The sequence below is a fragment of the Janthinobacterium sp. GW822-FHT07H10 genome (assembly GCF_058798675.1).
On the sequence record NZ_JBXAKS010000010.1, the window covers coordinates 79,805 to 97,939 of the forward strand.

An 18,135-nucleotide genomic window follows, 5' to 3' on the forward strand; every position below is an offset into this window, starting at 1 on the left:
CAACATGCGTATCGAACCGTATTTGCAATTCAATGGCAATTGCGCGCAAGCGCTGGACTACTACCGCCAGCACCTGGGCGGCGACAACCTGTGCCTGATGCCGTATCGCGGCTCGCCGGCCCAGGACCAGGTCAAGGAAGACTGGTACGACAAGATCATGCACGGCTCCGTGCAGCTGGGTTCCACCATGCTGATGGGCTCGGATGGCGGCTGTACCGAGGATGGCGCCAAGGGCATGCACGGCTGCTCGATCTGCCTGAGCGTGGACACGCCGGCGGAAGCGGAACGCGTCTTCTCCGCGCTGGCGCGTGACGGCACCATCCAGATGGCGCTGGAGGAAACCTTCTGGGCACAGCGCTTCGGCATGCTGAAAGACCAGTTCGGCGTCGCCTGGATGATCAACTGCGAAAAAAAACCAGCATAGAATGCGCCGCCGCCACCTGCGCCGCCTCAAACGCGGCGCGGGTGCTGGCGCAAGCAGACCGGCCAATCTTGGACTACCATAACAGGAGAGACTCCTACCGGGTGACGGTCATGAATGGATTACCGCAAGACCAGCTACAGCGCCTGCGCGGCGCGCTGGAGCAGCGCAAGCTGGCGCTGCTGGAACAAATCGAGAACGAAACGGCGGAAGCGGACGCGCGCGCCTCGCTGCTCAATGAAATCGAAGCGTCGCCTGCCGACAATGCCAGCGTGCGCACCCTGAACGCCCTCGTCAGCGAGGCGGCCGAACACAATCTGGCGCAGCTGGCCATCATCAAGCACGCGCTGGCCAAGTTTGCCGACGGCAGCTATGGCCTGTGCGACAACTGCGGCGAAGCCATCGGCCTGTCGCGCCTGAACGCCCGCCCGGAAGCCCGCCTGTGCATCGATTGCCAGACGCGGCTGGAAAAAGCGCAGCGCTGAACCGCGCCCGCAGCGCCCCTTCATGTCTCCTGGCGTCACCTTGCAACAACGCAACAGGGCAAGGTATCGCTGCCCTGCCCCGTTGTTTTCCTGCCCAGAACCTCTTCCTGTGGAGAGCGTTTCCTGCCGACTTTCCTGCTGACATCAGCGGCCGATGTACTCCTCTACGGGAACAGGCTCTTGCTGCCATCGGCCACCCGCCAGCGTCTGCGCGCCGGCCTGGGCGGCCGCGTCTCCTCCACTGCCATTACCCTGCTGCAAGCATGTTGCCGATCAGCTCATGTGCTGGCCGCCATTGATGGCGATATTCGCGCCCGTCACGAACGCCGCCTCGTCCGACGCCAGGTAGGCCACCAGCGCGGCCACCTCGTCCGGCTCGCCCAGGCGGCCCAGCGGGATCTGCGGCAGGATCTTCGTTTCCATGATGTCGGCGGGCACGGCCGTCACCATCTGCGTGCGCAGATAGCCGGGCGAGACCGTATTGACGGTGATGCCGTGACGCGCCACTTCCAGCGCCAGCGCCTTGCTGAAACCATGCACGCCCGCCTTGGCGGCCGCATAATTGCACTGGCCAAACGCCCCCTTCTGGCCATTGACGGATGAAATGTTGATGATGCGGCCCCAGCGGTTGGCCAGCATCGGCTCGAGCACCTGCTTGCTCATGTTGAACAGGCTGTCGAGATTGGTGCGCATGACGTCGGCCCAGTGCGGCAATTCCATCTTGCGCATGCTCTGGTCGCGCGTGATGCCCGCATTGTTGACCAGCACATCCACGCGGCCGAACTGCGTCACGACCTGGCCGACGGCGTCGCTGCAGGCGGCGAAATCGGTGACGTCGACGGGCAGCGCCTGGAAATGATAGTGCTGCGCATGCTGCCCCGCCAGCCAGTCCTTCACGCGCGGGTTGTCCGGCGTATGCGCGGCCACGACGGCAAAACCCGCATCATGCAGGCGCCGGCACAGGGCCGTGCCCAGGCCACCCATGCCCCCCGTGACCAGCGCTACCTTTTGTTCCTTCATTGCTGTCTCTCCCCGCTTGTTATGGTTGTTCTGCGTGGGGTCAAGTGTAGGTGGCCCTTTTGAAAGCGGCATTGCGCCAGATCAAAGGCTCAGCCTGCATATTGCAGCGTTCGTCTGCGCTGTCTCCATACGCAGGAAATTGCCAAAATCATACTACACCGTGAGGTGATGGCACCTCGACAGGCGGGTCTTGCAGACCTTGCTTGACGGCAGGAATCACAGGGAGAACGCGATGGAAATCCAGGACGACACTGAAGCATTGAGGGACTTGTTCAACGACATCAATCCCGGCATGAGCGACGTGGAATCGGTGCATCAGGCAGAACTCGATCCGCAGCATGCGCTGGCCCTGATGGCCAACCCCAAGGCGGCGCTGAAGGCCATGGGCATCCCCGTCAGCGATGCCTCGCAAGTGCAGGTGACCATGAAGAACCGCGCCAGCCGCGCCATGCTCGAGGTGGCGCAAAAAGCGGCGCAACTGCGGCGCATCATCGTCATCGTGATTCATTACCGCAACTGCGACGCCGACATCATCATCATCGCCATGAGCTGAGCGCCACCGGCCGGCCGCAGTCGTGCGCGGCCGGTGCCCCGGACTGTGCCAGAATGGGTGTCACTCCACAGCGAGAGGCTACGTCATGACCTACAAAACCGTGCTGCTGCACATCGACGACAGTGCCGGGCGCGGCGCCCGCATCGAAGCGGCCGCCAGCATTGCCCAGGCTTGCGGCGGCCACCTGACGGGCGTGGCCCTGACGGGCGTGTCGCGCCTGCTGTACCAGAACCAGCCCGACCTCGACGCCGACCCGAACCTGGCGCTGCACTTGAATTTCCTGCGCGAACGGGCCACGCGCGCCCTCGATGGTTTCGAGCAACAGGTGCGCACGGCCGGCGTCGCCTCGTTCGAACAGCGCGTGGTTGACGACGAGGCGGCAGGCGGCATCAGCCTGCTGGCCCGCTATGCGGACCTGGTGGTGATCAGCCAATACAATGCCAAGGATAAATCGCCATCCGTGATGCGCGACTTTCCCGCCTACGTGCTGCTGCACTCGGGGCGGCCCGTGCTGATCGTGCCGTACGCGCCGCCACTGCCCCTGCTGGCGCCGCCGGCGGCCGCGCGCAATGTGCTCATTTCCTGGAATGCCAGCAAAGAAGCGAGCCGTGCCGTGAGCGCCGCCCTGCCCCTGCTGCAGCGCGCCGGCCAGGTCCACGTGGCCATCTTCGACGCCCAGGTGCATGCGGCCGAGCACGGCGAACGGCCGGGTGCGGAACTGACGCAATACCTGGCGCGCCACGGCGTGGAAGCGCGCGTGCACCTGCTCGATGGGGGCGGCGTGCGGCGCGGCGATATCGGCGAAGCCCTGCTGTCGCAGGCGGCCGACCTGTCGGCCGATTTGCTGGTGATGGGGGCGTACGGGCATTCGCGCCTGCGCGAAACCATCCTGGGCGGCGTCACGCGCACGATATTGCACAGCATGACCATCCCCGTGATGATGGCGCACTAGGGTCCGTTGCGAGGCAGGCGGCTAGCCACCTTGCCAGGGCAGGCTGCGGATCTTCGCCACCTGGCGCTGCGCCAGCCACTGCCACAGCTGCAGCGCGTCGCCCTGCGGCAGGGCCGACATGTGGCGCGGACTGGCCAGGGCGATCTCGCAATCGCGGTCCGACCATTCCTCGAAAGTGACTTCTCCTCCGCTAGCGACCTCGACTTGATACATCAAGCCATCGTCGTAGCCAAAGCGCAACAAGACGGCGGCCGGGCTGCCGTCCGGCGTGGCTGCGCCGCCACGGTAGACCTCGGCTAGCGCATCGGCCAGCTGTGCCGGCGAGGGCGCGCAGATGTCGCGCCCATCGGCCCGTGTCAGAATGAACCATGCCTGTGTCATGACGCGCCCTCCTATCCATACTCGTTAGCATGCGAGGCAAGTATTACGGGCAGTCACCCTGGTCCACGCCACGTCAGGCGCACGGAAACTATCCCTGTCGGCATTGATTACCAATACTAACAAGAATAATACCTAAAATTCGTGCAGCGCGGCATTTATGCATTTTCCGCGGCAGACACGCCGATTCACGCCACCAGCACGGGAATGCTGAGCGGATCGAAGTCGTGCCAGTCGCCATTCGCGATCGTGCCTTCGGCCTCCTCGATATGCTCGGCGCCGAGCCGGTGCAACGCCTCGAGCGCCCGCTCGCGTTCGTCCAGGCCGCCCAGCGCCACGGCGATCAGCATGCCCGGATGTCGGGGCTGGCGGCCATTCTCGCCATTGCCTTCCGGCTCGCCCGCCTCTTTCATCTTGTTAAAACTGTACAGCGAACCCACGTGGGCGCCCACCAGCGCGCCCACCACCGGACCCAGCGGTCCCGTCGCCAGCGTGGTGGCGGCGCCGATGCCGGCGCCCACGGCGGCCCCCACGGCCACGCCTTCCACCACGCCTGCGGGCGTCTCCCTGGCGCCCGGCGAGATGTCGCGGTCGCCGCCGAGCGCATGCAGATCATGCTGGCCCGGCTGGTTGACAAAGAAGGCGCTGATGCGGCTGTCGGGAAAGCCCGCCTGGTTCAGGGCGGCGCGCGCGGCGTCGATCTGCTCCTGCAACTGAAAATGACCTGCGATGATGCGTGACATGATACGGCCCTCCTGGTCGGCTGCGGGCGCACCACGCGCCACCTGCCTAGCGTGCGCCTGCCGGCCGCGCAATACCGTTCGCTTACGCACACAGCCGCTCAATCATCCCGGCACGCCAAACGGCGTGCGGATATCGGACAGGAATTGCCGCGTACGCGCATGCTGCGGACGCGCAAAGAACTCCCCGGGCGCGCCCCGTTCCAGCACTTGCCCGTGATCCATGAACCAGACCCGGTCCGCCACCTCGCGCGCAAAGCCCATCTCGTGCGTGACGCAGACCATGGTCATGCCATCGCGCGCCAGGTCGCGCATCACTTGCAGCACTTCGCCCACCATTTCCGGGTCCAGCGCGCTGGTCGGTTCGTCGAACAGCATCAGCGGCGGCTGCATGGCCAGCGCGCGGGCGATCGCCACCCGCTGCTGCTGGCCACCGGACAGGGCGGCCGGCATGGCCTGCGCCTTGTGCGCCAGGCCCACCCTGTCGAGCAGGCCCAGCGCCCGCTCCTCCGCTTCCTTGCGCGTCAGGCCACGCAGGCGCTGCGGCGCCAGCGCGCAGTTGTCCAGCACGGATAAATGGGGGAACAGGTTGAATTGCTGGAAGACAAAGCCGATCTGCGCCCGCAAGGCATTCACGTCCAGGCCAGGCGCATGGATATCCTGGCCGGCCAGCGTGATGCGCCCCGAGGCGATGGCTTCGAGCCGGTTGATGGTGCGGATCAGCGTCGACTTGCCCGAGCCGGACGGGCCGCACACGACCAGCACCTCGCCCTTCGCCACATGCTCGCTGATGCCGTTCAGGGCGTGATAACTGCCATAGTATTTGTTGACATTGTCAAAGGTAATCATGCAGCCGCTTTCAAGACACGGGCCTGGCGCCGCTCGAGCCAGAAGGCGGCACGCGACAGGCTGAAACACAAAACAAAGTACGTCATGCCCAGCAGGAAATACACTTGCACGGGCTTCGTCAGCACCAGGCCATTGACTTGCGAGGCGATGAACGACACCTCGGCCAGGCCGATGATGTAGCCGAGCGAGGTTTCCTTGATGGTCGAGACGAACTGGTTCACCAGCGACGGCAGCATGTGGCGCAGCGCCTGCGGCAGCACCACCGTGCGCATGCTGTCGACGTAACCCAGGCCCAGCGAGCGCGTCGCTTCCACCTGGCCCGCGGGCACGGCTTGCACGCCGGCGCGCACGATTTCGGCCAGGTAGATGCCGTCGAAGATGACGAGGGCGGCCAGCATGGTGCCGAATTGCCCGCTTTCATGCCCCGTGATGCTGGGCAGGAAAAAGTACGCCCAGAAGATGACGAGCAGCAAGGGAATGCCGCGCACCACATGGATCAGCGCGGCCACGGGCCAGCGCAGCGCCCGCCACGGGCTGATGCGGGCCAGGCCCAGCAGCAAGCCCACGGGCAGGCTGAGCACCAGCGCCAGGCTGGCCAGCAGCACCGTCAGCGCCAGGCCGCCCAGCGGCCCCTCCGGATAGCGTCCGACGAGAAAATACAGCCAGTAATCGTGCAGCAATTCCAGCATCAGGCCACCTTTTTCTGCAGCAGGGCCGCCACGCCGGCGAGCAGCAGCGAGACGGCCAGGTAGGCCGCGCTGGCAAAGACAAACGCTTCCACGCTGCGGAACGAGGCCGCTTCCACGCGCTGCGTCTGGTACATCAGTTCGGCCACGCCGATGACGGTGGCGATGCTGGTGTTTTGCCACAGGTTCAGGGTTTGCGACAGCAGCGGCGGCGCGGCCAGGCGCAGCGCCTGTGGCAGGATGCACAGGCGCATGGCGGCAAGGAAACTGAAACCCAGCGCCCGGCCCGCCTCGAATTGCTGGACGGGGATGGCGCGCAAGCCGCTGCGCAAGTCTTCCGCCATGTAGGCGGCCGTGTACAGGGTCAGCGCCGTGATGGCGCTGACGGCTTCGATATTGCCGGCATACAAGCGTTCCTTCCATGCATCGGGCAACAGCTCGGGCGCGCCGAAATACCAGAACAGCAGGTGCGCGAGCAGCGGCACATTACGCATCAGCTCGACATACGCGGCGCCCACGGCGTTCAGCAGCCGCGACGGCGCCAGCCGCAGCACGGCCACGCCGCAGGCCAGCGGCAGGGCCAGCAGCAAGGTAATGGCCATCAGTTGCAAGGACAGCAGCAAGCCGGACACCAGCCAGTCGCGGTAGTCGCCGGACAGCAAAAAATTCAGATCAAATTGGAGCATGATGGTGAAATATCATTGATGCCTGAGAAAACCGTAGCGAGCGGCAGTGATTGGTGGCCGGGAAGCGCCACCGTGCCGCGGCACGGGGCACGGCGCGCCGCATGGCGAGTTTGCTCAGGCGTCGATCTTGTCCGAGTCAATCTTGAAGCTGCGTTTCTGGAACTTCACATTGCTCGTCGGCCCATACCATTTGAAAAACAGCTGCTCCGCCTCGCCCGACTTTTCCAGTCCGCGCAGCACCTTGTCGACGGCCGTCTTCAGGCCTGCCTCGCCCTTGCGTATGCCGAAGGCAAACACTTCCTGGCTGATGTTTTGCGGCAGCACCAGGTAATCCTTTTGCGCGGCGCCCAGCTTGGCGTAATTGTTGAGCAGGGACACTTCATCGTCGACATAGCCGACGCCCTTGCCCTGCTGCAAACCCAGGTAAGCCTGGCCCGCCGTCTCGAACGTCACCACGTCCACGCCGGGCACGGCCTTGCGCAGATTCGGTTCCTGCGTGCCGCCCTTGACGGTCAGCACTTTCTTGCCGGCCAGGCCCGCGATGGTCGTGATATTGCTGCTCTTTTTCACCAGCACGCGCTGGCCCGTGTAAAACGTCGACAGCGAAAAATCGATCAGCGCCTCGCGCTCCTTGTTGTGCGTCAACGATGCCGTCAGGATATCGATGCGGCCCTGCTGCAGTTCGGGGATGCGGGCGGCCACGGCCAGTTGCTTGATCACCGGCTTGACGCCCAGGCTCTTGGCGATGGCGCGGCACAGATCCACTTCATAGCCGACCAGCTGGCGCGACTTGGCGTCGATGAAGCTGTTCGGCTCGTCCGTGCCCAGGGTGCCGCAGACCAGCTCGCCCTTCGCCTTGATGGTGGCCAGCTGGTCCGCTTGCGCCACCTGCGTAAAGGCGATGCTGGTGAATAACAGGGCGGCGAAGTGAAGACGGGTCTGCATGGAATTCCTCTGGTGGCGTAATGAATGCCGCCATTAGACCGCAGCGCCCTTATTTCCAAAAAGGAATCTTTTCACCCTTGCTTATGAGCAAATCATCTAAGCGCCATCCATCAGGGTGCGGCCGCGGGCGGCGCTTCCAGGCGGGCGATGGCGGCCGTGGCGCCGACGGCGCCCGGATAACGGGGATCGAGCCGCAATGCCTGGCGGTATGCCTCGACGGCCTGCGCGCGCAGGCCTAGCTCGACATAAAACTCGCCCAGGCTGTCCTGCAGATTCGCGTCGCGCGGATGCAAGGTCGTCGCCGCCTGCAGCACGGCCATGCCCTGCGCGACGGCACCGCCGCTCTTCAGGCGGTAGGCTTCCAGGTTCAGCGCCGCGGGGCCGGCCGCGCCCAGCGGGTCGCGGGCCAGCGCCTCGCGCAGCGCGGCAAGGGCCGGTTCCGTGTTGCCGCTACGCAGCAAGGTCAAGCCCAGCAGCGCGTGCGCGCGGTCGCTGAGCGGATACAGGGCCACGGCCAGGCGGCTGGCCGCCAGCGCCGCCTGCGCTTCGCCGCGCGCGGCCGATGTTTGCGCCCGGTCCAGCAGCTCGGGCACGAAGTCGGGATAGGCACGCTGGCCGCGGAAGGCCGTCTGCAGCTTGCCGTCCAGTTCGGCGATGGAAGCGGGCGCTGCCGGCCAGGCGATGGCGGCAGTGCGGTCCCAGCTGCCGGCCAGGCTGGCGATGGATTGCTCGAAGGCGGGCGCGAAGCGGGGCATGGCGGCGGCAGGCGCGCCCTGCGACAGCACGATGTAGTCGCGCACAAACGCCAGCGCGCCGCCGTGGGCGTACTTGTCCAGGTCGACACCGGACTGCCGCAACGCTTCAGCCATGGCGGCGCCGGCCGCCAGGAACACGCGTCCCCCCGCGGGATGGCGGGCCGCGTCGATGAAGGCGCGCGCCGCCTGGGCGTCCGGCGCCAGGGCCTGAGCGTTGATTTGCATGAATGCCTCGCGCGTGGCGGCCGCATCCGCGTAAGGCTGGCGCGTGCGCTCGGCATACGCCCGTCCCTCCTCGAACAGGCCCTGCGCCACCTGGTAATCGCGCTGCGCGCCGGCCTCGGCGATATACGTCTTCAGCTGCCACGGCTCGCCCGTGACCACCTCGAACAGGCGCTGCACGAACGCTTCCGGATTGATGCGCTCGAGATTGGCGGCGACGGCGATGGTCAGCTGGCGCGAAGGAAAGCTGAACAGGTAGGTGACGGTTTCCGGCTGCTGGCCGCCGTGCGCGATGGCGTAACGGCCGCCCGTGGGGAGCATTTCCCAGCCCATGCCATAGTGCGTCAAGCGGCCCGCGCGCGTGGCCATCGGCTGCAGCATGGTGGCCACGCTGGCCGCCGACAGGATCTTGCCTTCATGGATGCCCTTGCCGAAGGCCAGCATATCGGGCACGCTGGCGCGCGTGCCGCCGGCCGAAAAGCGGCTGCTGATGTCGACGAATTCCGAATTTTTCCACTCCTTGCCGGCCAGCCGGTAGCCGCGCACGCGGTGCGCGATCACGGCGTCGGGGTCGTCCATCACGGTGGCGTCCATGCCCAGCGGCCCCCACACGTGGCGCCGCATGTAGCCGCCATAGCTTTCGCCCGAGGCGCCCTCGATGACGGCGCCCAGCAGGTTGTAGCCATAGCTGGTGTAGCGGAAGCGCGTGCCCGGTTCGGCGATCAGGTCGAACTGCTCGAAGACGGCGATGGACTGGCGCGTATCCTTGTGCTCCTTGAAATGCTGCTCTACCCGGCTGTCGCGGTAGGCATCGATGCCGCCCAGGTGGCCCAGCAACTGGCGCACCGTCACGGGAAATGGCTTCACGGGGAAATACGGCACATAGGTTTGCACGGACGCATCGAGGTCGACCTTGCCCTGTTCCACCAGCTGCAGGATGGCCACCGCCGTCATCGGCTTGGTGACGGACGCCAGGCGATAGCTGGACTGGGCCGTCGCCGGCACCCGGTTTTCCAGGTCGGCATAGCCATAGCCCTTCACCCATTCCATCTGGCCCTGGGTAAAACCGACGGTCACGCCGGGGATGCGCTCCACGTCCATGCGCTGGGCCACCCAGCCATCGAAGGCGGCCAGGCGCGTGGCCAGCGCGGGAGTGGGGGCGGAGGCGGCCTGGGCCACGCCGCACACCAGCGCCAGCGCGCCGGCGACACAGCTATATTTTTTGTTTTGCATAGTCATGCTTCCATGGTGAGGGCCGCGTCCATAGCGCGGCGCTGCTTCATGGTAAGTGCCTTTTACGCACCGTTCACCCAGCTTTTTCCGGGCCGTGCACGAAATGCACGTGGCCCGCATGAACGGCACCGGATTATCAAAAAACGTCGCGAAATAGTTGCAAATAAGCAGCTACAATGCCCGCCATGCTCCCTTTCCTACACGCCCTGCTGCGCTGCTGCCTCGCCTGCTGTCTGGCCCTGCCCTCCTGTGCCCTGGCCACGGAGCTGCTATCGCTCGACGGGGGCTGGCGCGCCTGCGGCACCAGTCCGGCGGCGCCCGCCGCCTCGCTGCAGCAGCTGGTCAAGCCGGGGCTGCTGCTGTGCGCGGAACGCGAGCTGGTTCTGGCCGCCACGCCGCCATCGACGCAGCTGCTGGTGCTGTCGGCGCTGGCCGCCAGCGAGCTCTGGCTAGATGATATCCGGATCGGCCGCAATGGCCAGCCCGCGCGGCAGGCCGCCGGGGAAAGCGCGGGCGACATCGATTTCGCCATTCCCCTGAGACCACAGCAGCTGGCCGTGGGCAAGCACCATCTGCGCCTGCTGCTATCGACGCAGCACGTGCCGGCGCGCCTGACATCGCCCTTCTACGGGCTGTACCTGGTGGACCGGCAGGATTACCGCGCGGCCCAGACATGGTACAGGCTGCCGCCGCTGCTGCTGGCCGGCGCGCTGGGCGCCGCCGCCCTGCTTTTCCTCGCCTTGAGCGTGCTGTACCAGCGGCACCGGCACTGGGCCATGTTTGCCGCGCTGTGCCTGGTGGCGGCGCTGCTGCTGGTGGCGGAAATCTGGCGCAGCTTTGCCGGCTACGCCTATCCCCTGCACCTGCCGCGCCTGTATGCCGTCACCGGGCTGACCTGGCTGTTTTCCACCCTGCTGCCGCTGTATTTTCATGCGGCCTACCGCCTGCCGCACTGGCCGCTGGCCGCCGCCCTGCTGCTGGCGTGCGTCGCGCTGGCCGGCGCGCTGCCCGCCCATTTCGACAGCCGCTGCTGGCTGATGTTCCTCGTCGGCCTGGTCGCCAGCCTGGGATGTAACTTGGCCGCCCTGTGGCGCCGCCTGCCGGGCAGCCGCGGCGGCACGCTCATCGCGCTGGCCTCGTGCGGCCTGTTCGCCCTGACCGGCAGCCAATTCGCCGAAGGCGGCTTCGCCCTCGTCGTCTGCTTCCTGCTGCTCTCCCTGTGCGCCCAATTGCTGGCGCAGCTGCTGCGCGAACGCGACGCTGCCGCGCGCGCGCAGCAGCTGGAAAACCAGCTCTTGCGCAAGAGCATGCAGCCGCACTTCCTGATGAATTCCCTGAGCCTGATCAGCGAACTCAACGCGCAATCGCCGCAGGCGGCGGAAGCGTTCATCGAGGCGCTCGGCGCGGAGTTGCGCATGCTCAACGAGTACGCGCAACAGCCCAGCATCGCCCTGACGCAGGAACTGGCCCTGTGCCACAATTACCTGAACATCATGAGTACCCGCCTGCAGCAGCCGTGCAGCCTGCAGCTGGCAGGCGATCCGACTTCGATCACCGTGCCGCCCGCCACCTTGCTGACGGCGCTGGAAAATGCGTTCAGCCACAACCGCTACCGCCACGGCGCCATCTTCGAGCTGCACCTGGAAAACCGGGCGAAAGCGCACATCCTCACGCTGACCCTGCCTGCGGGCGAACCGCGCCAGCATGCGGGCGGCGGCATGGGCGAACAGTACATCCGCACCAGCCTGCATGCCGTGTTTGGCGACAGCGCCCGCTATGCCCGCGAGCAAGATCAACAGGGCTGGCGCCTCACGTTCACCGTGCCGGCGGCGCCATGAAGGTCTTGATACTGGAAGATGAACCGCTGATCGCGCAAGGCCTGGCACGCGAGGTACGCGCGCATTTCGGCGCCCGCCTGGCGGCGCTGGCGCTGCATGACACGGTGGAACAGGCGCTGACCGCCTTGCGGCACGGCGATTATGATTTGCTGCTGCTGGACTTGCACCTGCACGGCGCCGACGGCTATGACTTGCTGCGCCAGGCCGGCAGTGCCGCGTTCCAGACCATCGTCGTCTCGGCCCACGCGGAACGCTCGATCACGGCGTTCGACTTCGGCGTGCTCGACTTTGTTGCCAAGCCCTTCAGCCGCGAGCGCCTGCACAAGGCCTTGCAGCGCTACACGGACCGCGCCGATCCGGCGGCGCCGCGCCCCGCTTCGCTGGCGGTGAAGAAACGGGGGGCGCTGGAGTGGATCGCCGTGGCCGAGATCGACCATGTGCAGGCCGATGGCCACTACAGCAACATCGTGCTGCGCAGCGGCGAACAGTGCTTCCACGATTTGGCGATCGACAAGCTGATGGCCCTGCTGCCGCCCCACTTCCTGCGCGTGCACCGCTCCTACATCGTCAACAGCCTGGGCTTCAAACGGCTGCACATCGGAGCCGGTGGCAAATATGCGCTCGACACGCAGACGAGCACGGGCATTCCCGTCTCGCGCAGCAGCTATCCCCTGCTGAAGCAGCGGCTGCTGGGCTGACGCTCCGCGTCGCCCCTACCAGTGCGGCGCGTAGTTGGGAAATGGCGAAGCCATGTGCTCGGGTTCCACCGGCGGCGCCATCCAGTCGCGCGGGTCGACCTTGTAGTACTGGAGGAATTGCGCGTACAGCTCTTCATGGTGCTCGGCCATCTGGTATGGCTTTTCAAAGAAGGTTTCCGTGGCCACGGCAAAGAATTCGGCCGGATTCGTGGCGCCGTAATGGTCCATCACGCTTTGCTGCTGGTACATGGCGTCGTGGCGCAGGTTGTCGAAGTCGCGCGACAGCACCGTAGCCCAGCTGCGGTAGCTCGACACATTCGGCAGGTAGGGCGCGCCATTCGCGGCACCCGATTCGCTGTCGAGCTGATGCGCAAACTCATGCAGCACGACATTATGGCCATCGGTCCAGTCCGCCGCGCCGCGCTGCACATGGTCCCAGGCCAGCACCACGCGGCCATCGCCCCACGATTCGCCCAGTAAACCATTGGCCGATGGCGTGACGACACCACCCGGCCCCACCTCATTGCGCGTGACGATGAATTCGTTCGGATAGACGAGGATGGTGTCGAGTTCGGGATACACCTGGGTCTGGCGATTGAGCAGCAACAAGCAGGCCTGGCCGGCGATGGTGTAGCGCATCTCGTCCGTGATATCCAGGCCGCCGCAACCGACGAATTTCTTCTGGTACAGGAACTGCACGACGAGACGGCGCAACTGCTCCTGCAGCGGGGCCGGCATGCGCGTATACACGGGAATATTTTGTTCCAGCACGGCCAGGCCTTCCGGCGGCAAGGGCTTCGCCAGCGCCCGCTTCAAGCGCCAGCGGGGAAACCACAGCGAAAAGACGATGGCGGCCGTGACGAGGGCAATCCACAGCAGCGGGTTCATGCGGACACCCGTTCCAGGCAGTGCACTGGGGAAATCAATAACAAGGCGGCGTAGGCAGACAAGGACAAGCTCCTTCGAATGAACCCCGCATCGGGACGGGCGGGCAGTCCAGCCCACATGGGGTTGATTAACATCTTTTCAATCCACCAAGATCAACGGGCCGGCTCCAACGCCAAAAGCCGGGTTGCAACCCGGCTTTCATTCTTTCATTACAACGTTCCAACGCCTGACAAAACCGTAGCGAGCGGCGATGATTTGTGGCTAAGAAGCGCAACCGTACTCTAGTACGTAGTACGGTGAGCATCGCAGGCCGCAAAGCGCGCCGCGCAGTAGGTTTGGTCAGGCCTTATTCTGCAGCTTTCTGCTGCGGCGCACCAAACAGGGCCGCCACCAGCGGATCGCGCGTCACGGGACCACGGTTGACGCGGATCGCGTAATGCGTGTCATCGGCCAGGATGTGGAAGTGACGGCCGCTGCCTGCCATGCTTTGCTCGCGCAGGCCGGGACGGTCCTTGCGCGGTGGCGCGCCTTCGCGTTTTGGCTGGACGATGGCGGCCAGGAAGGCGCGCACGCGCTCAGGGTCCGGCGTCAACTGGTACACTGCCTTGCCCAGATAGGTGGCCGTGCCTTCGATGTAGCGTGCCAGCTCGATCACGCCCGCTTCGCGCAGGTCGCGGATGTATTTGCGGGCGCCCGATGGCGAAAACTTGAGGAACCAGGCGATTTCATCAGCCAGCATCTCGTGCAGTGACAGTTCGCCGATCAGCTTTTGCATGTTTTCAATACGGCGCAGGGTGGCCGACGTCGAACGCACGCGCTCGATCGGTGCCATGGAAATGGGATTCATGCGCTCCGGGGGGATAGGGGCCGCACGTTCGACCATTTGCGAGCCTTTTTCGGGGCTACGAAGTTCCTGGTGCGCTGCCTTTAATTCGCTCTTCACGTGAGACTGAGTCATTGCATGCATTTGAATACTCCTTTTAAACGATTGCCGGTAGCCCGGATTGTTAAATTCTTGGCAATTTTTATGCCAGAAAGCCACAAATCCTGGGCGTCTGACCACAGAATGCCAGCCTGATCTCCCTCGGTCTGTGCGTTAACGAACATTAGAAGCAAGAAAGTGAAAAATATTTCCTCAGTGAATTATTTCTCTTGCGCATCTTCAATCCCGCGCTCTCGCCCGCCGCACCTGAATTCGGCGCAAAGGTGCGCTGAAGGTGAAGTGGCGAACAGAAGCGTCGGCACTCTTGCAATAAATTCAAGGCTCACGCATGGCGTCGCCATCTGGCTTGCCGCCTGCATCGCGATACTCTTGATACTTGCAAAGGAAACCATCATGAAAATAGCTGCTCTGCTGGCCGCCGCCGCCCTGCTCTCCCTGTCCGCGTGCAAGAAACCCGCCGAGGCGCCGCTGCCTGAAACGGCACCCATGCCCAGTTCCGCGCCACAAGTGCTGCCGGCCCCGCTTCCTGCCACGCCGGAAGCGGGGCCCGGCAACGTCACGCCGCCCGCGCCCCTGACCGACCCCGCCACCGCACCGGCGTTGCCGCCAGCCACGGCGCCGAAATAAGGGCGCTGGCGCCAGGGCGCCGGCACGGCTAGCCGCCGACAGGCTGCCCGTGCCGCGCCCCCCCCTACTCCACGGGGGAGTTACGCGTTGCCAGCTGGTTCTGCAACGCGTTTTTTTACGATTGGAGTCGGCCGCGCCATTTAGGTTCACCCGCATTTGCCCGCGCTTATCCCCTGCTTGCCGTCCCCCGTCCTCGCCCAGGCGCCCCGTCCCGCCCCGCCAGCCATGCGGAAATCCGCACGCCATTTCCCGCCACCGTGCGGAAAAGCGGAATCTGGATATTTCCTCATTTCAATAGATCCAAATTAAGCCTTTATAAACAATCACTTGCAATAAACGCCAAAATGCGCTCCACTGGCACGGAAGATGCTTCTATATTTTCATAACCGCCGCCAGAGCGGCAGCCTCATCGAATATAAAAACCATCTACCTTTTTTGGAGACAACAGCATGGCAAGCACCTTCCGCATCTCATCCTTCCTGAACACCAAGGCCCTGGCCGTCGCCGTCGCGCTGGCCGCGCAATTCCCGCTGGCCGTCCACGCGGCCGACGTCGTACGCCTGGGCAACCTGAAATTCGCCCATTACGGCGCCGTCGCCTATATGAAGGAAATCGCGCCGAAATACGACCTGAAAATCGAAGAGCGCATCTTCGCCAAGGGTCTCGATATCGTTCCCGCCATGATCGCCGGCGAAGTCGACGTCTCGGCCAGCGCGCTGGAAGCGGCCATCACGGGCCGCGCCACGGGCTTGCCCGTCTACCTGGTCGGCGGTTTCGCCAAGGGCGGCGTGCAGATCGTCGGCCGTCCCGACCTGAACATCAAGGGCATCGCCGACTTGAAAGGCAAGAAAGTCGGCGTCACGCGCGGCGGCCCGCAGGAAATCCTGCTGTTTGCCGAATTGTCGAAAGCCAAGCTGACCTGGTCCGACAAGCCGGGCAAGGACGTGCAGATCCTGTACATGGGCTATCCCGACCTGAACCAGGCCCTGCTGACCAAGGATATCGACGCCATGAGCCAGTCCGAGCCGTACTCGACGCAGGCCATCCACAAGAAATACGGTTCGGCCATCATGAAGCCGTATGACACCCCGCTGGGCGAGCCCGTGCGCGCCCTCGTGATGACGGAAAAAATGTACAAGGAAAAACCGGCCGTGGCGCAACGCTTCATGGATTGTTTCGTCGCCGCCACCCGTGCCTTCCTGGCCGACCCGAAACTGGCGGAAAAATACGTGCGCGAATCGATGTTCAAGAACCAGATCACGACCGAGGATTACCGCGACGCCATCGACAACGCCATCTTCACGGAAGACATCACGCAGAGCCACGTGCAGCTGACCACCGATTACATGGTGAAATTCGGCGTGGGCCGCATGGCCAAACCGCCTGCCGCCAAGGATTGGGTCAAGCTGGACCTGCTGGAAAAAGCCAAGAAATCCTACGCCCCACGCTGATCGGAAAGTCTCACCATGAATATGCAAATGATGAAACGCTTCGCGCACGGCGCCATCGTGCCCGTGGCCGTGCTGCTGCTGTGGCAGGCGCTGTCCACGTTCGGCTGGATCAATCCGCAAATCCTGCCCTCGCCCGTGGCCGTGCTCGTGAAGTGGTATGAATACCTGATCCCGATGGAAGCATACACGCCGGAAGCGGGCAATTACCTGGTGTGGATGTTCTCCGGCGAACTGCCGCACGACGCCTGGGCCAGCCTGTCGCGCGTGCTGGGCGGCTTCGCCATCGGCGCCGGCCTGGCCTTGCCGCTGGGCTTGCTGATGGGCACCAACAAGACCATCTATAAACTGTTCGACCCGCTGGTGCAGGTGCTGCGCCCGATTCCGCCGATCGCCTACATCCCGCTGGCCATCCTGTGGTTCGGCCTGGGCAATCCGCCAGCGTTCTTCCTGATCAGCATTGGTTCCTTCTTCCCCGTGCTGATGAATACCATCGCCGGCGTGCGTCAGGTCGACGGCATCTACATCCGCGCCGCGCGCAACCTGGGCGCCAGCCAGATGACCATGTTCCGCCGCGTCATCCTGCCGGCCGCCACGCCCTACATCCTGGCCGGCGCGCGCATCGGCATGGGCACGGCCTTCATCGTCGTGATCGTGGCAGAAATGATCGCCGTCAACAGCGGCCTCGGTTTCCGCATCCTCGAAGCGCGCGAATATTTCTGGTCTGACAAGATTATCGCCGGCATGTTTACCATCGGCCTGTTCGGCCTGGCCATCGATATTGCCATGAATGCCCTGAATAATCATTTGCTGCAGTGGCACCGCGGCCTGGAACACTGAGAGGAACGGCCATGACCACGATCAATATCAATGCAGTCAACAAGATCTTCACCACGGGCGGCAGCGACGTCATCGCGCTGAAAGACATCAATCTGGAAATCGCCAGCGGCGAGTTCATCTGCCTGCTGGGACCGTCCGGCTGCGGCAAGTCGACCCTGCTCAACGCCATCGCCGGCTTTTCGCAGCCGACCTCGGGCCAGATCCTGGCCGGCGGCAAGCTGATCACCGAGCCCGGCCCCGACCGCGGCATGGTATTCCAGGAATACGCGCTGTTCCCCTGGATGACCATCGAGAGCAATATCGCCTTCGGTCTGGAAATCGCCGGCAAGACGCCAGCCGAGATCAAGGAGCGGGTCGACATGCTGCTGAGCATGCTGGGCTTGACGGAATTCCGTGCCCGCTATCCGAAAGACTTGTCGGGCGGCATGCGCCAGCGCGTGGCGATTGCCCGCGTGCTGGCCCTCGATTCGCCCATCATGCTGATGGATGAACCGTTTGGCGCGCTGGACGCCTTGACGCGGCGCAACCTGCAAGATGAATTGCTGAAAATCTGGAAAGTCTTCGGCACCACCATCGTGTTTGTCACGCACTCGATCGAGGAATCGATCTACCTGGCCGACCGCACCATCGTCATGACCTACCGTCCCGGCACCATCAAGCGCGACGTGGCCATCGAACTGCCGCGTCCGCGCGATCCGAGCGACCCGGAGTTCAACCGCCTGAAGCGCATGCTGGGCGAGATGGTGATGGAAGAGCAGCAGCGCCATCACAATGCGGAAACCATGGCCAGCACCGCCGATTAGTGGCTGCTTGCGTCTGATCAAACCTGCTGCGCACCGGTCCAGGCGGCCTGCGATGCTCACCGTACTTGATTGGTACGGTTGCGCTTTTCGGCCGCCTCGCCCTTCTGCCCGCTACGGTCTGGTCG

Annotated in this window: 21 protein-coding genes; 10 read left to right on the forward strand and 11 right to left on the reverse strand. The window is 64.4% G+C overall.

Annotated features, from left to right (window positions below):
* Positions 1–4 precede the first annotated feature (4 nt).
* The gene (locus AC1RDJ_RS21175) at positions 5–424 is read left to right on the forward strand and encodes a VOC family protein (RefSeq protein WP_071324585.1); all 420 of its coding nucleotides are present in this window, start codon (positions 5–7) and stop codon (positions 422–424) included.
* A gap of 110 nt (positions 425–534) precedes the next feature.
* Complete coding sequence (locus AC1RDJ_RS21180; protein WP_071324586.1) at positions 535–906, forward strand: TraR/DksA family transcriptional regulator; 372 nt, start codon at positions 535–537, stop codon at positions 904–906.
* A 273-nt stretch (positions 907–1,179) separates the two neighbouring features.
* On the opposite strand, the gene phbB is transcribed toward AC1RDJ_RS21180, so the two are convergent.
* Positions 1,180–1,926, reverse strand: a complete 747-nt coding sequence (gene phbB / locus AC1RDJ_RS21185; protein ID WP_289889199.1) for an acetoacetyl-CoA reductase — start codon at positions 1,924–1,926, stop codon at positions 1,180–1,182.
* Positions 1,927–2,158: 232 nt separating this feature from the next.
* Between phbB and AC1RDJ_RS21190 the strand changes: the two genes are divergently transcribed.
* Positions 2,159–2,479 carry a hypothetical protein gene (locus AC1RDJ_RS21190; RefSeq protein WP_071324588.1) on the forward strand — a complete coding sequence of 107 codons (321 nt, stop codon included), beginning with the start codon at positions 2,159–2,161 and terminating at the stop codon, positions 2,477–2,479.
* A gap of 85 nt (positions 2,480–2,564) precedes the next feature.
* Complete coding sequence (locus AC1RDJ_RS21195) at positions 2,565–3,431, forward strand: universal stress protein (protein WP_493028600.1); 867 nt, start codon at positions 2,565–2,567, stop codon at positions 3,429–3,431.
* Between the two features lie 21 nt (positions 3,432–3,452).
* Here AC1RDJ_RS21195 and AC1RDJ_RS21200 read toward each other — a convergent pair whose 3' ends face one another.
* From AC1RDJ_RS21200 to AC1RDJ_RS21230, 7 genes are all read right to left on the reverse strand, one after another.
* Positions 3,453–3,812, reverse strand: coding sequence for a hypothetical protein (locus AC1RDJ_RS21200; protein ID WP_071324590.1), 360 nt, complete (start codon positions 3,810–3,812; stop codon positions 3,453–3,455).
* Positions 3,813–3,997: 185 nt separating this feature from the next.
* The gene (locus AC1RDJ_RS21205) at positions 3,998–4,552 is read right to left on the reverse strand and encodes a glycine zipper domain-containing protein (RefSeq protein WP_071324591.1); all 555 of its coding nucleotides are present in this window, start codon (positions 4,550–4,552) and stop codon (positions 3,998–4,000) included.
* A gap of 102 nt (positions 4,553–4,654) precedes the next feature.
* Positions 4,655–5,398, reverse strand: coding sequence for an amino acid ABC transporter ATP-binding protein (locus AC1RDJ_RS21210; protein WP_071324592.1), 744 nt, complete (start codon positions 5,396–5,398; stop codon positions 4,655–4,657).
* A complete protein-coding gene (locus tag AC1RDJ_RS21215; protein WP_493028601.1) occupies positions 5,395–6,087 on the reverse strand; it encodes an amino acid ABC transporter permease in 693 nt (230 codons plus the stop codon). Before AC1RDJ_RS21215 ends, AC1RDJ_RS21210 begins: the two co-directional genes overlap by 4 nt.
* On the reverse strand, positions 6,087–6,770 hold the full coding sequence (locus tag AC1RDJ_RS21220; RefSeq protein WP_493028602.1) for an amino acid ABC transporter permease: 684 nt from the start codon (positions 6,768–6,770) through the stop codon (positions 6,087–6,089). The genes AC1RDJ_RS21215 and AC1RDJ_RS21220 overlap by 1 nt, the downstream gene beginning before the upstream one ends.
* 114 nt (positions 6,771–6,884) lie before the next feature.
* Positions 6,885–7,715, reverse strand: a complete 831-nt coding sequence (locus AC1RDJ_RS21225) for an ABC transporter substrate-binding protein (protein WP_071324595.1) — start codon at positions 7,713–7,715, stop codon at positions 6,885–6,887.
* 110 nt (positions 7,716–7,825) lie between these two features.
* Entirely contained in the window at positions 7,826–9,925 is a 2,100-nt protein-coding gene (locus tag AC1RDJ_RS21230) for a serine hydrolase domain-containing protein (RefSeq protein ID WP_493028603.1), read from the reverse strand.
* 185 nt (positions 9,926–10,110) lie between these two features.
* On the opposite strand from AC1RDJ_RS21230, the gene AC1RDJ_RS21235 reads away from it, so the two are divergent.
* Both AC1RDJ_RS21235 and AC1RDJ_RS21240 read left to right on the forward strand, forming a co-directional pair.
* Entirely contained in the window at positions 10,111–11,763 is a 1,653-nt protein-coding gene (locus AC1RDJ_RS21235) for a histidine kinase (protein ID WP_493028604.1), read from the forward strand.
* A complete protein-coding gene (locus AC1RDJ_RS21240; RefSeq protein ID WP_493028605.1) occupies positions 11,760–12,461 on the forward strand; it encodes a LytR/AlgR family response regulator transcription factor in 702 nt (233 codons plus the stop codon). The genes AC1RDJ_RS21235 and AC1RDJ_RS21240 overlap by 4 nt, the downstream gene beginning before the upstream one ends.
* Before the next feature lie 15 nt (positions 12,462–12,476).
* On the opposite strand, the gene AC1RDJ_RS21245 is transcribed toward AC1RDJ_RS21240, so the two are convergent.
* The 3 genes from AC1RDJ_RS21245 to AC1RDJ_RS21255 form a co-directional block, all read right to left on the reverse strand.
* Positions 12,477–13,349 carry a M90 family metallopeptidase gene (locus tag AC1RDJ_RS21245; RefSeq protein ID WP_071324599.1) on the reverse strand — a complete coding sequence of 291 codons (873 nt, stop codon included), beginning with the start codon at positions 13,347–13,349 and terminating at the stop codon, positions 12,477–12,479.
* 346 nt (positions 13,350–13,695) lie between these two features.
* On the reverse strand, positions 13,696–14,196 hold the full coding sequence (locus AC1RDJ_RS21250) for a winged helix-turn-helix domain-containing protein (RefSeq protein ID WP_010396453.1): 501 nt from the start codon (positions 14,194–14,196) through the stop codon (positions 13,696–13,698).
* Positions 14,197–14,492: 296 nt separating this feature from the next.
* On the reverse strand, positions 14,493–14,687 hold the full coding sequence (locus tag AC1RDJ_RS21255; protein WP_156894901.1) for a hypothetical protein: 195 nt from the start codon (positions 14,685–14,687) through the stop codon (positions 14,493–14,495).
* On the opposite strand from AC1RDJ_RS21255, the gene AC1RDJ_RS21260 reads away from it, so the two are divergent.
* From AC1RDJ_RS21260 to AC1RDJ_RS21275, 4 genes are all read left to right on the forward strand, one after another.
* Positions 14,686–14,919, forward strand: coding sequence for a hypothetical protein (locus AC1RDJ_RS21260; RefSeq protein WP_071324600.1), 234 nt, complete (start codon positions 14,686–14,688; stop codon positions 14,917–14,919). The genes AC1RDJ_RS21255 and AC1RDJ_RS21260 overlap by 2 nt on opposite strands.
* A 449-nt stretch (positions 14,920–15,368) precedes the next feature.
* On the forward strand, positions 15,369–16,370 hold the full coding sequence (locus AC1RDJ_RS21265; RefSeq protein WP_071324601.1) for an ABC transporter substrate-binding protein: 1,002 nt from the start codon (positions 15,369–15,371) through the stop codon (positions 16,368–16,370).
* A gap of 15 nt (positions 16,371–16,385) precedes the next feature.
* The gene (locus AC1RDJ_RS21270) at positions 16,386–17,207 is read left to right on the forward strand and encodes an ABC transporter permease (protein WP_071324602.1); all 822 of its coding nucleotides are present in this window, start codon (positions 16,386–16,388) and stop codon (positions 17,205–17,207) included.
* Between the two features lie 11 nt (positions 17,208–17,218).
* Positions 17,219–18,010 (forward strand): ABC transporter ATP-binding protein, encoded by a 792-nt coding sequence (locus AC1RDJ_RS21275; RefSeq protein WP_071324603.1) that lies wholly within the window; start codon positions 17,219–17,221, stop codon positions 18,008–18,010.
* The last annotated feature ends 125 nt before the right edge of the window (positions 18,011–18,135 follow it).

What these genes read in the sequence shown, in the direction of transcription:
- AC1RDJ_RS21180 (WP_071324586.1), top strand. Translation starts at nt 535, where the DNA reads ATGAATGGATTACCGCAAGACCAGCTACAGCGCCTGCGCGGCGCGCTG.
- AC1RDJ_RS21275 (WP_071324603.1), top strand. Translation starts at nt 17,219, where the DNA reads ATGACCACGATCAATATCAATGCAGTCAACAAGATCTTCACCACGGGC.
- AC1RDJ_RS21215 (WP_493028601.1), bottom strand. Translation starts at nt 6,087, where the DNA reads ATGCTGGAATTGCTGCACGATTACTGGCTGTATTTTCTCGTCGGACGC.
- AC1RDJ_RS21205 (WP_071324591.1), bottom strand. Translation starts at nt 4,552, where the DNA reads ATGTCACGCATCATCGCAGGTCATTTTCAGTTGCAGGAGCAGATCGAC.
- AC1RDJ_RS21225 (WP_071324595.1), bottom strand. Translation starts at nt 7,715, where the DNA reads ATGCAGACCCGTCTTCACTTCGCCGCCCTGTTATTCACCAGCATCGCC.
- phbB (WP_289889199.1), bottom strand. Translation starts at nt 1,926, where the DNA reads ATGAAGGAACAAAAGGTAGCGCTGGTCACGGGGGGCATGGGTGGCCTG.
- AC1RDJ_RS21240 (WP_493028605.1), top strand. Translation starts at nt 11,760, where the DNA reads ATGAAGGTCTTGATACTGGAAGATGAACCGCTGATCGCGCAAGGCCTG.
- AC1RDJ_RS21250 (WP_010396453.1), bottom strand. Translation starts at nt 14,196, where the DNA reads ATGAATCCCATTTCCATGGCACCGATCGAGCGCGTGCGTTCGACGTCG.
- AC1RDJ_RS21200 (WP_071324590.1), bottom strand. Translation starts at nt 3,812, where the DNA reads ATGACACAGGCATGGTTCATTCTGACACGGGCCGATGGGCGCGACATC.
- AC1RDJ_RS21190 (WP_071324588.1), top strand. Translation starts at nt 2,159, where the DNA reads ATGGAAATCCAGGACGACACTGAAGCATTGAGGGACTTGTTCAACGAC.
- AC1RDJ_RS21220 (WP_493028602.1), bottom strand. Translation starts at nt 6,770, where the DNA reads ATGCTCCAATTTGATCTGAATTTTTTGCTGTCCGGCGACTACCGCGAC.
- AC1RDJ_RS21260 (WP_071324600.1), top strand. Translation starts at nt 14,686, where the DNA reads ATGAAAATAGCTGCTCTGCTGGCCGCCGCCGCCCTGCTCTCCCTGTCC.
- AC1RDJ_RS21255 (WP_156894901.1), bottom strand. Translation starts at nt 14,687, where the DNA reads ATGATGGTTTCCTTTGCAAGTATCAAGAGTATCGCGATGCAGGCGGCA.
- AC1RDJ_RS21270 (WP_071324602.1), top strand. Translation starts at nt 16,386, where the DNA reads ATGAATATGCAAATGATGAAACGCTTCGCGCACGGCGCCATCGTGCCC.
- AC1RDJ_RS21210 (WP_071324592.1), bottom strand. Translation starts at nt 5,398, where the DNA reads ATGATTACCTTTGACAATGTCAACAAATACTATGGCAGTTATCACGCC.
- AC1RDJ_RS21235 (WP_493028604.1), top strand. Translation starts at nt 10,111, where the DNA reads ATGCTCCCTTTCCTACACGCCCTGCTGCGCTGCTGCCTCGCCTGCTGT.
- AC1RDJ_RS21195 (WP_493028600.1), top strand. Translation starts at nt 2,565, where the DNA reads ATGACCTACAAAACCGTGCTGCTGCACATCGACGACAGTGCCGGGCGC.
- AC1RDJ_RS21175 (WP_071324585.1), top strand. Translation starts at nt 5, where the DNA reads ATGCGTATCGAACCGTATTTGCAATTCAATGGCAATTGCGCGCAAGCG.
- AC1RDJ_RS21245 (WP_071324599.1), bottom strand. Translation starts at nt 13,349, where the DNA reads ATGAACCCGCTGCTGTGGATTGCCCTCGTCACGGCCGCCATCGTCTTT.
- AC1RDJ_RS21230 (WP_493028603.1), bottom strand. Translation starts at nt 9,925, where the DNA reads ATGCAAAACAAAAAATATAGCTGTGTCGCCGGCGCGCTGGCGCTGGTG.
- AC1RDJ_RS21265 (WP_071324601.1), top strand. Translation starts at nt 15,369, where the DNA reads ATGGCAAGCACCTTCCGCATCTCATCCTTCCTGAACACCAAGGCCCTG.